General features: G+C 38.4%; 18 protein-coding genes. 8 read left to right on the forward strand and 10 right to left on the reverse strand.

What is annotated here, in order from left to right; genetic code table 11:
• Window positions 1–8: 8 nt before the first annotated feature.
• Together IQ283_RS09705 and IQ283_RS09710 are read right to left on the reverse strand one after the other, a co-directional pair.
• On the reverse strand, window positions 9–1,223 hold the full coding sequence (locus IQ283_RS09705; protein WP_206759455.1) for an ABC transporter permease: 1,215 nt from the start codon (window positions 1,221–1,223) through the stop codon (window positions 9–11).
• Window positions 1,220–1,960, reverse strand: coding sequence for an ABC transporter ATP-binding protein (locus IQ283_RS09710; protein WP_194219995.1), 741 nt, complete (start codon window positions 1,958–1,960; stop codon window positions 1,220–1,222). The genes IQ283_RS09705 and IQ283_RS09710 overlap by 4 nt, the downstream gene beginning before the upstream one ends.
• A 531-nt stretch (window positions 1,961–2,491) precedes the next feature.
• Between IQ283_RS09710 and IQ283_RS09715 the strand changes: the two genes are divergently transcribed.
• A complete protein-coding gene (locus IQ283_RS09715) occupies window positions 2,492–2,929 on the forward strand; it encodes an HIT family protein (RefSeq protein WP_194219996.1) in 438 nt (145 codons plus the stop codon).
• 29 nt (window positions 2,930–2,958) lie between these two features.
• Here the strand turns inward: IQ283_RS09715 and IQ283_RS09720 are convergent, their stop codons facing one another.
• Window positions 2,959–3,858 carry a hypothetical protein gene (locus IQ283_RS09720; protein ID WP_194219997.1) on the reverse strand — a complete coding sequence of 300 codons (900 nt, stop codon included), beginning with the start codon at window positions 3,856–3,858 and terminating at the stop codon, window positions 2,959–2,961.
• A 197-nt stretch (window positions 3,859–4,055) separates the two neighbouring features.
• Here IQ283_RS09720 and serC point away from each other — a divergent pair, with 197 nt between their 5' ends.
• Together serC and IQ283_RS09730 are read left to right on the forward strand one after the other, a co-directional pair.
• Window positions 4,056–5,144, forward strand: coding sequence for a 3-phosphoserine/phosphohydroxythreonine transaminase (gene serC / locus IQ283_RS09725; RefSeq protein WP_194219998.1), 1,089 nt, complete (start codon window positions 4,056–4,058; stop codon window positions 5,142–5,144).
• Between the two features lie 130 nt (window positions 5,145–5,274).
• Entirely contained in the window at window positions 5,275–5,793 is a 519-nt protein-coding gene (locus IQ283_RS09730; RefSeq protein ID WP_194219999.1) for a tryptophan transporter, read from the forward strand.
• A 35-nt stretch (window positions 5,794–5,828) separates the two neighbouring features.
• On the opposite strand, the gene IQ283_RS09735 is transcribed toward IQ283_RS09730, so the two are convergent.
• A complete protein-coding gene (locus IQ283_RS09735) occupies window positions 5,829–6,227 on the reverse strand; it encodes a YkvA family protein (protein WP_194220000.1) in 399 nt (132 codons plus the stop codon).
• A 120-nt stretch (window positions 6,228–6,347) separates the two neighbouring features.
• A complete protein-coding gene (locus tag IQ283_RS09740) occupies window positions 6,348–6,545 on the reverse strand; it encodes a hypothetical protein (protein ID WP_194220001.1) in 198 nt (65 codons plus the stop codon).
• Between the two features lie 169 nt (window positions 6,546–6,714).
• Between IQ283_RS09740 and IQ283_RS09745 the strand changes: the two genes are divergently transcribed.
• Both IQ283_RS09745 and IQ283_RS09750 read left to right on the forward strand, forming a co-directional pair.
• Window positions 6,715–7,083 (forward strand): YtxH domain-containing protein, encoded by a 369-nt coding sequence (locus IQ283_RS09745; protein ID WP_194220002.1) that lies wholly within the window; start codon window positions 6,715–6,717, stop codon window positions 7,081–7,083.
• Between the two features lie 71 nt (window positions 7,084–7,154).
• Complete coding sequence (locus IQ283_RS09750) at window positions 7,155–7,727, forward strand: HTH-type transcriptional regulator Hpr (protein ID WP_194220003.1); 573 nt, start codon at window positions 7,155–7,157, stop codon at window positions 7,725–7,727.
• Here IQ283_RS09750 and IQ283_RS09755 read toward each other — a convergent pair.
• Complete coding sequence (locus tag IQ283_RS09755; RefSeq protein ID WP_194220004.1) at window positions 7,724–8,065, reverse strand: DUF1878 family protein; 342 nt, start codon at window positions 8,063–8,065, stop codon at window positions 7,724–7,726. The two genes, IQ283_RS09750 and IQ283_RS09755, sit on opposite strands and share 4 nt — an antisense overlap.
• 235 nt (window positions 8,066–8,300) lie before the next feature.
• Between IQ283_RS09755 and IQ283_RS09760 the strand changes: the two genes are divergently transcribed.
• A complete protein-coding gene (locus IQ283_RS09760; RefSeq protein ID WP_194220005.1) occupies window positions 8,301–8,846 on the forward strand; it encodes a DUF3267 domain-containing protein in 546 nt (181 codons plus the stop codon).
• A gap of 233 nt (window positions 8,847–9,079) precedes the next feature.
• Here IQ283_RS09760 and IQ283_RS09765 read toward each other — a convergent pair whose 3' ends face one another.
• Complete coding sequence (locus IQ283_RS09765) at window positions 9,080–9,676, reverse strand: YpmS family protein (RefSeq protein ID WP_194220006.1); 597 nt, start codon at window positions 9,674–9,676, stop codon at window positions 9,080–9,082.
• Between the two features lie 123 nt (window positions 9,677–9,799).
• Here IQ283_RS09765 and IQ283_RS09770 point away from each other — a divergent pair, with 123 nt between their 5' ends.
• On the forward strand, window positions 9,800–9,982 hold the full coding sequence (locus tag IQ283_RS09770; RefSeq protein WP_194220063.1) for a hypothetical protein: 183 nt from the start codon (window positions 9,800–9,802) through the stop codon (window positions 9,980–9,982).
• A gap of 262 nt (window positions 9,983–10,244) precedes the next feature.
• The gene (locus IQ283_RS09780) at window positions 10,245–11,171 is read left to right on the forward strand and encodes a peptidylprolyl isomerase (RefSeq protein ID WP_194220008.1); all 927 of its coding nucleotides are present in this window, start codon (window positions 10,245–10,247) and stop codon (window positions 11,169–11,171) included.
• Between the two features lie 43 nt (window positions 11,172–11,214).
• Here the strand turns inward: IQ283_RS09780 and IQ283_RS09785 are convergent, their stop codons facing one another.
• The 3 genes from IQ283_RS09785 to yhaM form a co-directional block, all read right to left on the reverse strand.
• On the reverse strand, window positions 11,215–11,493 hold the full coding sequence (locus IQ283_RS09785; protein WP_322098223.1) for a sporulation YhaL family protein: 279 nt from the start codon (window positions 11,491–11,493) through the stop codon (window positions 11,215–11,217).
• Between the two features lie 89 nt (window positions 11,494–11,582).
• Window positions 11,583–12,860 (reverse strand): MDR family MFS transporter, encoded by a 1,278-nt coding sequence (locus IQ283_RS09790; protein WP_194220009.1) that lies wholly within the window; start codon window positions 12,858–12,860, stop codon window positions 11,583–11,585.
• Between the two features lie 146 nt (window positions 12,861–13,006).
• Window positions 13,007–13,975, reverse strand: coding sequence for a 3'-5' exoribonuclease YhaM (gene yhaM, locus IQ283_RS09795; RefSeq protein WP_194220010.1), 969 nt, complete (start codon window positions 13,973–13,975; stop codon window positions 13,007–13,009).
• Between the last annotated feature and the right edge of the window lie 18 nt (window positions 13,976–13,993).

The raw sequence follows: 13,993 nt of genomic DNA on the forward strand, positions 1-13,993 counted from the left end.
CCGGTCAACTAAATCTTCTGTTTCCCGGTACTGTTTCGAGATGTGGCTACGGCAACTGCGGCTGCCCCACCAATAAGGATTAAACCAGCCGACACAATGTCAAAAGAAATAATAAAAGAAAGAACAGCAAAAGTAACTGCTTGTGCACCTAGTAAACGAATTAGCAGGGCGCGAAACGCTATTACTTGTTCTTTATCTGACAGTGGATAAAGTTTTACCATCACATGTGCCTGGTAGTGAGGGAACAATGTTCGAAGTTGAACAGCTGTTAAATAAATAATGAGCGCAGTCCCAATCACTTTACCTGTAACTCCAGGAACAAAAGCGATCACTACGAGTCCTAAAAGCCATAGCCTAAAATAGATACCTAAATATTCATTACTCCTAATGAATGCTTTTTGATAGAGCGTCTCATAAACAGTATTTGTTGGGAGAAGTTTCTCAGCAATTGAACTTAATGTACGCCTTTGTTTCACAGACTGTTTTAATTTAGGGACATCCGTAAATAAATTAGCTGTTCGATAGAACTTCATACTTTGTTGTTCATCTAGCACAAGTAGCTTCTCCCATTTGATTGCATATTTACGTTGAAGCGGAAGAAAGAATAGAAAAAGAATCGCTACAAGTATGAGGCATGTAAGCGTTACGAAAATCCATGATGCCTGCGCCAGTAGTAAGTATGTTAATAGCATTGTAATAAAAAGACGCACCATTGTATAAAGCCAGGAAGATTGGTGAGCCGGTAAGTGGAGTTCCATCCACTTCATGATGACGTTAACTCCCTTTAATGCAATCAGCACAATAATCACAAACACGTAGTAAGGCGTTCCAGCAGACATCTCGTGCTGATAAAGAGGTGCAAGAATCGTCATAACGACAACGGTTATAAATACTTGAAGGCCGAAACTATACAATAGAGATTTACGAAAGTAGCCGTGTAAACGGTTTTCCGCTGGTAGCATAAATACTAGATCGGCTTCTGACAAAAAGAACCTTAATGGCGTTCGAACCACAGTCACTGCAGCAATGACTGTGATGACCGCTAATCCAGGAAATGTTTCAGGAAGTACTTTCAATAATTCACTGTAATAATACGCCCCGAATATGAGGGTAAGAACAAGCGTGAACAAAAAGCTGCTATTACCAATTAATCTGAAGTAACGCAGGGCAATTTTCCAAAAGGCTCCTGCCCTTTCTTTCCATAACGTCTCAAGCTGCATCATTTGCCACTCCTGGTCGCTTCAATATAGATATCATCGAGCGTAGCAGCTTTGTTGCCGATTTGATGCCGTAATTCTGTCATAGTACCTGACATCACTATTCGGCCATCGTGCAGAATAATAAATCGATCGCAATACCTTTCAGCTGTTGAAAGAATATGTGTCGACATTAATACCCCTGCCCCTTCCTCTTTCATCTCCAGCATCATATCAAGAAAGGACTGAATCCCAATAGGATCTAAACCAACAAAGGGCTCATCTACGATATAAAGAGATGGTTTTACGAGAAAGGCACACATAATCATAACCTTCTGTCTCATCCCTTTAGAGAAATGACCCGGAAACCACTTCTTCATATTAGTCATCCGAAACTCTTTAAGAAGTGCTTCAGCTCTTTCTTTCCATTCTTCACTTAATTCATAAGCTAGAGCTGTCAGCTGTAAGTGCTCCCAAAGCGTTAACTCATCATACAACAACGGTGTTTCAGGTATATATGAAAACTGTTTACGGTAACCATCTTTATTTTCAGAGAAGCTCGTACCACCCACGCGGATACGACCATTCATTGGGTCAAGTAAGCCAAGAATATGTTTGATTGTTGTACTTTTGCCAGCCCCATTAAGGCCAATGAGACCAACAATTTCATTTGAATTTACATTAAGAGAAAGATCATGGAGTACAGGCTTATTCGCCTGGTATCCACCAGTAAGATTGCTAACTTCCAGAATTGAATTCGTCATAGCGTTCCTCTCATTTCGCGTCATTTGTTTACATTTTAACAAACTTTCAATTGGAGCGTGAAACAATGAGTTGAATGATTCGTACAGCACCCTTCTCACTTACCCCTATCCACATCTTACCTTTTTCACAGAAGACTTTCCATAAAGGACATTTTTCATTTTATAGTCTCGTTGATATTATTTAACTTTTGTTATTGACTCAGTTAAGTATAGATTTAGTTTCCAGCCTAAGTAGTCAATCATCGAGATAATAAAACTCACAATACATGAATAGATCGTTGATATTAAGAACATCCTTATAGTGAGTGTGGCGTCTTCCCTTAAAACAAGTTGCACTCAGGGCTCTGCACCCCCGGCAGAGCCTTTTCTTGTTCCAATCCAATTGTTCTTAAAAATAAATATTTCTTAGATCATATAGAAAATTCGTTTGATCATTGGATTTTGTTTGCAAGATATGTAAGTACATTAGAAAGAAGCGGTCTTAATGAAAATTATGGTACGATATATGAAAAGATTGAAAGGATGATGAACATGAGCCATTCACCCGATTGCATATTCTGTAAGATTATTAACGGAGATATTCCATCTGCGAAAGTTTACGAAAATGAAGACGTTCTAGCCTTTCTAGACCTTACACAAGTAACAGAAGGACATACCCTCGTCATTCCAAAAAAACATCAGCAAAACATCTACGAGCTTGATCCCGAGACAGCTTCAAAGCTCTTTGCTGCAGTTCCTGAAATAGCAAATGCTTTAAAAGCGAACTTTACTCCTGAAGGCATGAATCTTCTAAACAATAATGAAGCGATTGCTGGACAATCTGTTTTTCATTATCATCTACACCTTATTCCACGCTACGGTAAAGGGGACGGATTCGGAGCGGTATGGAAAACACACGAAAATGACTATGATGCGGAGAAGTTACAGCGCCTTGCTGAAGGGATTCGTTCGCACATTAATTCTTATTGAAACTGTCTTGATACATAAAAGGAGACCATTTATGGTCTCCTTTTCATTTGGGTTCGTTTCATTTCTTTTAATGTATAAAAGCCATTCGGAACAACCCAATCTGGATGATCAAACGTTTGATCTAATCCATTTAACATCGTTGACATCTTTGTTCGTAAGTCTGGATTCCACCTTAATTCATGAATAAACTCTTCTCTATGACCTCCATACCCGACCATAGCCTTCAGCTCATTTAATAAATCTGCTTGCCACATAGATGGGAGATTTGATTCCCCCGGTATATCTTTAAATCGTACATAAGAACCTTCTCTTATGTAACCGTGTGGGTAATAGTATGCGTAAACTCGTTCGAAATTCTCCCCTGTTTTAAGGGTAAGCTTGCCATGAAGGTGCTCTCTTAGTACATAACCGCCTTCCGTACGATTTAACAGTTCTAGCTGTTCACGATCAACAAATGTAACCCACACTTCTGTCTTCGCTCCCTGAACTGGGGCAATGACAGCAGGAAGTGCTCCATATGGTGCTAGAAAGGAACCTGCTATGACGTCTGTATCCTTTATTTCTGCACGATAATAGAGAATGAAATCACTAACATCAGGATTGAGACTAAACTTATATTTGAGCTGTGCTAGACAGACATTCGATCCATATGCGAGAAGCGGGATTCGCTCTTCAATAGGAGATAAACCTTCTGATAACAGCAATTCTTCCACTGTAAACTGTTCTGTCGTTGCAAATGCAAGAGAACCCGACACGTCTTCCCCTCTTGCATAATGAACAATTTGCTTCTCTACTGGAATATTTTGAACTTCATCAATTCGATGTGCTTTCCCGTTATGGTATAGGAAAGATGAAGCTGGTCGTGGACCAGGATAAATATCTGGATGATCGTATGGTCCGATATGAGTTGGTTTGTTTTCTCGATACATTAGTTCACACCACTTTCTTATCATTCACTTCTATATAGAATAGCAAAATGATGAAGCAGAACAAATGCTTCTGCTTCAATAGAACGAAATATTCGAAAAGATTAGAAAAAAATATAGCACCGTCGAATCCTTTAATGATAGGATGAGTACAAGTTAAATCGAGGCATCGCATTACATTACTAAAGGAGTGTCTATTAGTGGAACGTCGTTATAATTTTAATGCTGGCCCGTCCGCCTTACCTCAAGATGTACTTAATCATGCTCAAGCAGAACTTCTCAATTATCAACAGCAAGGTATGTCCATTATGGAATTTAGTCATCGTAGCAAAGAATATCAGAAAATCCATGATGGAGCCAATGAGCTTTTAAGAGAACTTCTTCACATCCCTGATGACTATGAAGTTCTTTTTCTTCAAGGCGGAGCAAGTTTACAATTCTCAATGATTCCAATGAATTTTCTTCAAACTGGTCAGCAAGGTAATTATTTCCTTACAGGAAGCTGGTCCCAAAAAGCATTAAAAGAAGCTCAGAAAATAGGAGATACGTATGTTGGTGGGAGTAGTGAACAAGATGATTTCAAACGTATACCAGAGCTCGACACGTTACAATACAGTAACAAAGATGCATACGTTCACTTGACTTCAAACAACACAATACATGGCACCCAGTGGAAGGAATTCCCCAAGCATACCCATTCTCCTATCGTTGCCGATATGTCGAGCGATATATTAAGTCGATCCCTTCCAATTGACCAATTTGGTCTTATTTATGCAGGTGCTCAGAAAAACCTTGGTCCAGCAGGAGTAACTGTAGTCATCTTAAAGAAAGATATGCTCAAAAACATCCCAGATCAACTTCCAACAATGTTAGACTATCGTACTCACGTTGATAAGAAGTCGCTCTATAATACCCCTCCTTCGTTTGCGATCTATATGCTATCCCTTGTTCTTGAATGGACAAAGACTAAGGGAGGTATCAAGGAAATCGAAAAGATGAATGCTGAGAAAACAAAGCTACTCTATGACACGATTGATAGTAGTAAAGGTTTTTATAGTGGAACAGCTGAAACAGCAAGTCGCTCATCAATGAATGTAACTTTCAATTTACCAGGAAAAGAGCTTGAAGAACTGTTCCTACATGAGGCGGCAGAAGAAGGTTTTGTTGGGTTAAAGGGCCATCGCTCTGTTGGAGGATGTCGTGCTTCCATCTATAACGCTGTTCCCCTTGAATCTGTTCGTGCATTAAGTGACTTTATGCAGACATTCCATCACAAACACAATATTTAACACTTTTCAATAGGACATTCGTTTGTTATGATATAAAAAATTAGTTCTTTCGCAGCAGGCACATAGCGCACTGATGGAGAGAACACCGTCTTTTGACGGAGAATGAGATGAGAAGAGGAGAGATTTCTTTATGAAAACAAAAAATTTAGTACTCATGGCTTTACTACTCGGCATTGGAACGATTCTACACGCAATTATACCTGGGTTAATTTCAGGAATGAAGAACGATATGCTTCTTACGATGATGTTTCTAGGAATATTGCTATTTCCTGAGCGCAAAAGCGTTCTTGTACTCGGACTTGCGACAGGAGTTATCTCTGCTGCAACGACAACATTCCCTGGTGGACAACTTGCTAACATGATTGATAAACCTGTGACAGCTTTTGCTTTCTTTGGTCTTTATTTACTCGTTCAGCGGTTTGGCCAATCATTAGTAACAGTTGGAATTTTAACAGCAATCGGCACGATGATCAGTGGAGCTATATTCCTTGGAGCTGCTCTTATCTTTGCAGGACTTCCTGGTGGCGCCGCATTCACTGGACTGTTTGTTACCGTTGTTCTTCCAACGGCCGTAGTAAATACCATTGCAATGGTACTAATCTTTCCAGTTGTACAATCAATCCTTAAACGTACTAGCTTCGCTTTCTAAATAAACACAAAAAAACGGCCAATTTGGCCGTTTTTTTATATTTTCACTCCTGTTTCCCACTCTCGGAACTTTTCTAACTCATGCTTTAATTGACTTGCAACAAATCCTATTACTGCTACATCATCAAGAAGCCCGACTCCCGCTAATAAATCAGGAACCGCATCAATAGGACTAACAAAATAAAGTAATGCTCCTACAATCATAACGACTGATTTTTTTGAAATATCGCGATAACTTCCTTTACGAAATTCCTGGACAAGTCTCGAGAATGTCTTCACATCTACCCACATCTCATCCATACCCTTACGCCCATTGTATAAGGCTCCCTTTTTCAAGGATTCGATTGAAACATCCTTCATTTTGTCTTTATCCTTCATAACCGTTACTGCCTTCTTTGTCATTCTCTTAAAAACACTTTTAATCATGCGATTCATTATTTCACGCTCCTTAAATACCCTTCTCTCTATAAGATACCTCAAATGAGCGTGATTCTAACCTTTTATATCGTTTTTATGTTTGCAAGTTGAAAGCCGTGGGGAAAATAAAGGACATCATTAGAAAATAAGCATGGCCATCGATACCCCAAGCACAAGGAAAACAATCGCAAACGTACCAAATAAGTAGGCGCTTTTTTGCTTTCGGATCATTCGTTCATTGTGAAATGAATATTTTCTAATTAATAACAGCCTGCTTACTGTTGCGGTTAATAGTAGACTGCCAGCTGCAATAAGGAAAAAGATAAATCCAGCCATACCCGTCCCCTCCATTTACCTTAGCGTATACTAAAAGGTATATGTGATGCCCACTGCTTTCATAACCACAACGAATTAATGAAAGGAGAAAGCAGGATTCTTGACTGGGATGGCGAACTAATGTCTTTAAGTAGAAGTATAAGGATTTGGATAGGAAAGGATGAACATCATGGGAAAAGCAAAAACATTATTAACAGGATTTTTAGTAGGCGGGGTAGTTTCCGCTGCTTCTGTACTTTTAACCACTCCGAAATCCGGAAAAGAATTAATGACTGACGCTAAAGAGAAGAGTGATGATATAAAGGAAGGATTTACTAAGCTTAAAAGTGATCTTAACGAACTGACCGCTCAAGTAAAACAGCTTTCTTCAGAAGGCAAAGAAATTATTCAGGAAGTAGCCGCTGACCTTAAACGATCCATCTCTTCATTTCAACAGGATATTGAACCGAATTTAACTAGGTTAAAGGCAGATGTCGAGGAAATGCAGAAGACGATTGAAACAGTCAAAGAAGAAGTAAACAGTCCGGCTTCAAAATAGCCGGTTTTTTTACCGAAGATCAACAATATTCTAATATAGCTTGAATCATCTAGTTGTAAAGGAGGGCATTTATGAAAGAAGAACAGGAAATTTCTATTCAAGAAGCAATGATTTTTAGCCATCGAATTGGCCAATTAAGCAAAGCACTTTGGAAATCTGTTGAGCGAGATTGGCAAGATTGGCTCAAGCCATTCGATCTCAATATTAATGAGCACCATATTCTTTCAATTGCTTATCATCTTGACGGCTCTTCAATATCAGATATTGCGAAGTTTGGCGTTATGCACGTCTCAACAGCGTTTAACTTTTCAAAAAAACTTGAATCTAGGTCTCTCCTCACATTCTCAAAAAAAGAGAATGATAAGCGAAATACATATGTACAGCTTACCGAAAAGGGAGAGAAGCTGCTTCAGGAAACATGGAAACATTATTCACCAAGTAGAGATAGTGTTTTGAAAGCTTCCATGCCGATTAGAGAACTATACGGTAAATTCCCTGAATTTACTGAGATGATGTGTGTCATTAAAGGACTATATGGTGAGGACTTCATGGAAATCTTCCAAAAATCTTTCACCAAGCTTGAAAGTGAATTCTCTAGAGAACTCACTGAACAAGATGATGAAGAGCGCTCCAAACTTTTCTAACGATAAGGCGACACTTTTAATAGCGTCTCCATAAGTTCTCTATAAGCCTCTTCTTGAGATTGCAGTGCTTTAATGGTTGCGAGAGGCTCCAATTTAATATTTAACATTCCTACAAAATGCGTGAGCAACGTGGAACGGTTCAAGAGACCCTCCTCGATCTGCTCATGCATTTTTTGGTTCACCTCTACGCATAATTGATATACTTCTGACACTTCTGACTCTGTCAGCCCTCTGTCAATCACAAGGCGATAAAAGGGATAGTCTCCTTCCTCTTCCATCTTTGCAAGTAGGCGCATATGAAATTCAATTTTATCTAATCTTTTGTGGATAGCTTCCATCGGACTTAACTCCTTACTGTGCAATCAATAGTACTTATAGTTTAACGGAACGGGTTTTAAATTGAAATGTATTTTCCAGACTAATCCAGCGCGAAAAAGCGCTGATTTTGTCAAAATAATTTTGACTAATTTCTTTCTAAAAAAACGTGTTGATTTCTTCCGAGAATCGCTGTACAGTATACGAGTATTCAATAAACATCAACTAAATTGAAAGCTACGGAAGCAGGTGATTCTTATGAATTGTTGGAAATCGATTTATCTACATCGCGAATTCGGTACACATCGATTAACGATTTTCTCGATGCTGTTAACCTTATTATACTTTATTGCGTTTTATCTTGTGTTCAGTATGTTATACCCGACAACAAAACATGCGATCGTACCAATTTTACCGTTTCTCGGTTCCTTAGCTGTCCTTTTCCCTATTCATAAGCTAATACACTGGCTTCCTTTAACAATAGCCGGATTAAAAGCAACAATGAAATTAGAAAAAGGATTTGTGATCGTACCGATGATGCGCTGTGAAACGTGCAGCCCAATTTCACGTAACCTCTTTTTAATTGCGGCACTTGCACCTGCGGTTTTGATTACGACCGCAGCTATAATTGCGTCAGTTTATATGCCAGCTTATGTATCGTTTTTCTCGATCTTAGCAGCTATAAATCTTGGGTTTAGCTTTAGTGACTTCCTTTACGCTTCTCAGGTGCTCCGTGCACCGAAGAATGCTTATGTTGAGGATCGAAGTGAAGGTTTCCATATTCTTATTAAACGGGCTTCTTAATAACTAATCTGACACTCTATTAAACAATCGACTTCAGAGAGAAAGAATAAAATATGATGCCCCTAATAGATTAGCTATACAACAGTGATTACTCGATTTTGAGCTCATTAACATGGCTAATAGAATAAAAACAGAGCGCTGAAATTCAGCGCTCTGTTCTTTTGGATTGGCCACTAGGTCAGCAGTATTGAATTCTTATGAGACTTCCTTCATAATAATATTAGGACAAGGAACTAATTAATAGGATAGTAAGCATCGAAAACAATTTCATCATTAGGAAGATCGAATGATTTAGCCCTTAGTTTCATATCATTCTTCAATTCTAATTCGCTTACAGCCATGTAGATTGTCCCTTCATCAGAATCAATTGTTATTTCAGGCGGCAATGATGCCTGCTTTTTTATAAAAGAAAGAACTTTATCACTTGGGAGTTCAAGCAAACCAATTTGAAAAGATTTTTCTTTTAATAAAAGGTCACCATTTGGCTGTACCTGTGGCTCAAACTTAAGAAAAAAATCAACTTTACGATCAAAAATCGTCACATATCCCTGGAAAGTTGCAAGTTCATCAAGGTTTACATTATAACCGATGTTCTTCTGTTTCTCGCTATACTTTTCAAGTTCTCGATTGATGATCTCGTTCAATTCATCTTTTTTCATCTGGATGGAAAAAGTTGTTTCAAAAGGTTCTTCTGTGTTTTTCTCATTTGAGAGTTTGGCAATTTCACTTTCAGGAAAATAGTATTGATAGAATCCTACTATTCCTGCGAAGATGAGAATGACAGCAGCAAAGAGAATGATAAAGGCCGCCTTCCATCGGTTTTTAAACATTTGAACAGCTCCTTATGGGACGAATATTTTCCATGATACTACGGATTGAAAGATAAGTTAAAGTAAACCGTTATATATTTCTTCGAATTATCGAATTGGACTCTGGGAGGTACTGAAATGACCATGATTGGAATATTCTTCATCCTATTTGCGACTTTCATTCTAGTCACATTTAATTCAATGACAAATGCACTATGCTTGAAGAAAAACATTCCTGAAGAAAAACAGCCTAATGTATTTAGAACCATTAACGTTCTTATTACCATTTTGCTCATTTCTTCATATGTAGAAGTTTTATTCACTTAGAATCATAGGTAGCATATTACCTAACGAACGATTGAAAAAGATGAGGCCAAATGCCTCATCTTTTTTTAGTGGTTTTAACCCGGTTAGGGAATCACACTGATTTCTCGCTTTTATTATATCAATTCCCCATAAAATTCGCCTGTTTTGTGTAATTTTTCTCATATTTCCAATTGAATTTAACTTCACTTATCTTTCTATGCTATAGTATTAACTGTATCACAATTTTGTTAAATTTAACTAACCCTTTAGGAGTGTATGTTTGATGAAAAAAATGTTCATAATGCTTTCTGCATTGATCGCCCTACTCGCGATATCTGCTTGTAGCAATGATTCTGCGGATAATTCAGAAGCCGTAGTCGAAACAAGTGCTGGAGATGTTACAAAGGAAGAGTTCTATCAAGCGTTAAAAGATCAATCTGGTGAAGCAGTTTTAAGTGACCTTGTCCAAACTAAAATTCTTGAAGATAAATATGATGTATCCGATAAAGAAGTCGATGCAGAACTTGATAAAATCAAAGAAAACTTTGAAACCGATGAACAACTTGAACAAGCCCTTCAATCAAATGGTTACAAAGACATTGAACAATTCAAAGTTGATGTACGTAAGCAGCTATTAGCTCAAAAAGCTGCAACTGAGGGAGTAGAAGTTTCAGATGAGAAGCTAAAAGAATTCTACGATGAAAACAAAAACCTTTTCACTGAACTAGAAGCGAGCCATATTCTAGTTGACGATGAAGACACTGCTAAAGAAGTTCAAAAGAAATTGGAAGATGGCGGCGATTTCGCTGAGCTTGCCAAAGAGTACTCTAAAGATGGATCTGCTGAAAACGGTGGCGATCTTGGCGTCTTCAAAAAAGGCGACATGGTTGCTGAGTTTGAAGAAGCAGCCTTTGCATTGAAAGAAGGCGAAGTAAGTGATATCGTTCAATCACAATTTGGGTATCACATTATTAAGCTAAAGAAGAAAACGGTGATGCCGTTTGAAGATGCTAAAGAACAAGTTGAAGAACAATATATGCTACAAAACGCAAAAGATGTTCCAACTGTAATCGATGAGCTTATTAAGGAATCTGATATTAAAGTAAAAGACGATCAGTTTGAAGATCTCTTTAAAGTCGAAGAAGCTGCTGACGAATCAGCTGATGACAGTGCTAACACTGAAGAAGAGTCCAAAGAATCAAATGAATAAATAAAAAAACGAAAGAGCTAAATTAGCTCTTTCGTTTTTTTATTTAGTGTTCTGTTATACGCTGCTTCCTCCGCTCCCGCTCCTCTTCCATTCTCTCCACATATACTCTTCCTTCTTCTTCAATATGGATCTGATCAATTTTTCTTTCTTCAGCCGTTAATTGCATCGTTTTATAGCCGCTGTAAACAATCCCTGCTAGTACAAAATAGAGCCACCAGGGAAATGAAGAGAATACTCCCGATAACGTTGAAGACACTTCTGTAAGCTGAAATAGACTAAGAATCAATAGAAATCCAAGAAGTATAAGAACACTCTTTCTCACCTAAAGCACTTCCTTTCCTTCTTTCGTACAAGCTCCATTAATTACTACAATTTATGAGCAAAGATCGTGATTTATTCCTCCTAGAAAAATTATGATTGCCCGTACGCTACCTGTTTACTTCGCATATCAAACATTACATAATAGATAACTCCCGCAATGATCGCAAGGAAACTAATGAGATAGAAAGTCCATTGAAACCCTAGGAGAGCTGTGAGCGGGATGGCAGCTGGTGCAAGAGTTCTTCCAATTGTAAAGCGAAGACTTGCAGCCGCAAAATACTGCCCGCGCATATTTTCCGGTGCCAGGCGTGATACAAAACCCTCTTGAATACCAACAACCATCAGTTCTCCCATCGTAAATACAAGCATCGCAATGGCAAGTAGCCAAACAGATGTTACATGACCAAATAAAATCATGCTGACAGCATAAATCATGCAGGAGAAAATAAAGACGTTACGTTCTTTGAATTTACTCATTTTAGTCGTCATAAACACTGTTAATAGAGCAACTAATAACCCATTTTCCGAAATAAGCCAACTAAAAATGCGATTTCCGTCGGCCGTAATTACTGTATTAAAGAAGGTTAACACTGGTTGGTCAGGTACTTTTTCGCTCAAATAAACGGCAATTAATAAGTCCATCTGCATAAACGTTTGTGCTACTAGTATTCCAGCAAGTATAAATAAAAGAAAGACTTTATCTTTAACAATGATTCGATAATCTTGAAGCTGATCCCAAATAAACCTTGTCCATTTTACAGATGAATCTGAAACAAGACTCTTTTCCCTTTTCTCTGGTGCTGTTTCACGGACGTAGATTGCAATCAATGCCGCGACGGCGAAACTGACAATAGAAGCGATAAGAAGTAAAGAAAATCGATGTTGAAAGAAAAAAAGACCGCCTAATATTGGCCCTACAACAACAGAAATATTTAAAGCTGTATAGAAAACGGCAAAAACCGTATTACGATCTTTTTCCGCCACAACATCTGCCACCATTGCGTGACTAGCCGGCCAATACAATGACCCAAATACCCCAAGAATGGAGAAGCTAATGAACGTTAGCATTGGTGAAACAAGCCATGGGGAGTTTGCAAAAGCAAATACGACAAATGTGAGTCCTTGACCCACTGCAGAGATAAACATCATTTTCTTTCGTCCATACTGATCTGCACAATATCCTCCTACTAAGTTAGCTACAACAGCAACAACCTGTGATAAAACAAGTAAGAGTCCGGCCATTCCTTTGCCAAAGGACTCCGAAAAGTAAATAGCCATAAACGGGAAGAACATCCAAAAAAGAATGTTCATCATCCCTTCACCCAAAAGCCGTATCTTTAAATTCCGATCCCAATCTTTTATTCTCATGTACTTCCTCCACTATGCATGCATCCTAAGGCTAAGTTAATAAACTGAATGGATACTTGGCTTGTTTATACGCTTACAATTAACTTAACAGGGCCATAAAAAAGAGAAACGGCTCATAGAGCACATTTCTCTTGGATTTGCCTGTTTTATTTTTTCGAGCTATCAAAAGTACTCATTTTAGGCTTGTAGAATGAACGATTATCAAGTGCAAACACTCGATCAGTAAATTCGCCAGGTTCTACCTTATCAAGAGCTCTATCAAGCATATTCATTTTTGCATCAATATTATCAATCATATGCAGCATTTCTGCTTCACGAATCATCGGAGGTTTTGGACTCCCCCAATCCGCTTTTCCATGATGACTTAAGATAAGATGTTGAAGAAGCATCACTTCTTCACCATCAATTTCTAATTCTTTTGCAGCCTGCCCGATTTCATTAACCATGATAGAAATATGGCCAAGTAATTTCCCTTCGTTCGTATAGCTTGCTGCAATGGATCCGGATAGTTCGACTACTTTCCCAAGATCATGGAGGATTATCCCACCATATAGCAGGTCCGTATCTAGAGAAGGATAAAGATTCGCTAACGACTTGGCAATATCAAGCATCGAAACAACATGATAGGATAATCCTGACACAAATTCATGGTGATTTTTCGTTGCTGCAGGAAAAGTCAGAAAGTCATTTTGGTGTTTTTTCACAAGGTGACGTGTAATCCGTTGAATGTTTGGATTACGCATTTCAAATACATATTGCGTCACTTTCTCCATGATTTCGTTCACCTCAAGAGGTGCCGTTTCAACGAAATCACCCACCTTGACTTGATCCATGTCTGTTGCAAGACGTATCGCTTTGATTCTAAGCTGATTGCGTCCACGGTAGCTTGTCACGTCTCCTTTTACCTTTATGATCTGCTGAGCATCAAAGCTTTCTTCATCGTCTGGAGAAGCATCCCAGAGCTTTGCTTCAATATCTCCAGATTTATCTTGAAGAATTAAAGTAAGGAAAGGTTTTCCGTTACTTGCTACACCTTTTACTGATGATTTAATTAATAAGTAGTGATCAACTTGATCTCCTACGCGATAATGTCCAATTCCTTTGAATTCCTTCATCTTTCCACCTCCGGGGCA

Source organism: Pseudalkalibacillus hwajinpoensis (assembly GCF_015234585.1).
GTDB classification, from domain to species: Bacteria; Bacillota; Bacilli; order Bacillales; family Guptibacillaceae; genus Guptibacillus; species Guptibacillus hwajinpoensis_B.

Excerpts from the sequence above, each read along its gene's own strand:
- IQ283_RS09705 (WP_206759455.1), bottom strand. The coding sequence starts at position 1,223 with ATGATGCAGCTTGAGACGTTATGGAAAGAAAGGGCAGGAGCCTTTTGG.
- IQ283_RS09710 (WP_194219995.1), bottom strand. The coding sequence starts at position 1,960 with ATGACGAATTCAATTCTGGAAGTTAGCAATCTTACTGGTGGATACCAG.
- IQ283_RS09715 (WP_194219996.1), top strand. The coding sequence starts at position 2,492 with ATGAGCCATTCACCCGATTGCATATTCTGTAAGATTATTAACGGAGAT.
- IQ283_RS09720 (WP_194219997.1), bottom strand. The coding sequence starts at position 3,858 with ATGTATCGAGAAAACAAACCAACTCATATCGGACCATACGATCATCCA.
- IQ283_RS09730 (WP_194219999.1), top strand. The coding sequence starts at position 5,275 with ATGAAAACAAAAAATTTAGTACTCATGGCTTTACTACTCGGCATTGGA.
- IQ283_RS09735 (WP_194220000.1), bottom strand. The coding sequence starts at position 6,227 with ATGAATCGCATGATTAAAAGTGTTTTTAAGAGAATGACAAAGAAGGCA.
- IQ283_RS09740 (WP_194220001.1), bottom strand. The coding sequence starts at position 6,545 with ATGGCTGGATTTATCTTTTTCCTTATTGCAGCTGGCAGTCTACTATTA.
- IQ283_RS09745 (WP_194220002.1), top strand. The coding sequence starts at position 6,715 with ATGGGAAAAGCAAAAACATTATTAACAGGATTTTTAGTAGGCGGGGTA.
- IQ283_RS09750 (WP_194220003.1), top strand. The coding sequence starts at position 7,155 with ATGAAAGAAGAACAGGAAATTTCTATTCAAGAAGCAATGATTTTTAGC.
- IQ283_RS09755 (WP_194220004.1), bottom strand. The coding sequence starts at position 8,065 with ATGGAAGCTATCCACAAAAGATTAGATAAAATTGAATTTCATATGCGC.
- IQ283_RS09760 (WP_194220005.1), top strand. The coding sequence starts at position 8,301 with ATGAATTGTTGGAAATCGATTTATCTACATCGCGAATTCGGTACACAT.
- IQ283_RS09765 (WP_194220006.1), bottom strand. The coding sequence starts at position 9,676 with ATGTTTAAAAACCGATGGAAGGCGGCCTTTATCATTCTCTTTGCTGCT.
- IQ283_RS09770 (WP_194220063.1), top strand. The coding sequence starts at position 9,800 with ATGATTGGAATATTCTTCATCCTATTTGCGACTTTCATTCTAGTCACA.
- IQ283_RS09780 (WP_194220008.1), top strand. The coding sequence starts at position 10,245 with ATGAAAAAAATGTTCATAATGCTTTCTGCATTGATCGCCCTACTCGCG.
- IQ283_RS09790 (WP_194220009.1), bottom strand. The coding sequence starts at position 12,860 with ATGAGAATAAAAGATTGGGATCGGAATTTAAAGATACGGCTTTTGGGT.
- yhaM (WP_194220010.1), bottom strand. The coding sequence starts at position 13,975 with ATGAAGGAATTCAAAGGAATTGGACATTATCGCGTAGGAGATCAAGTT.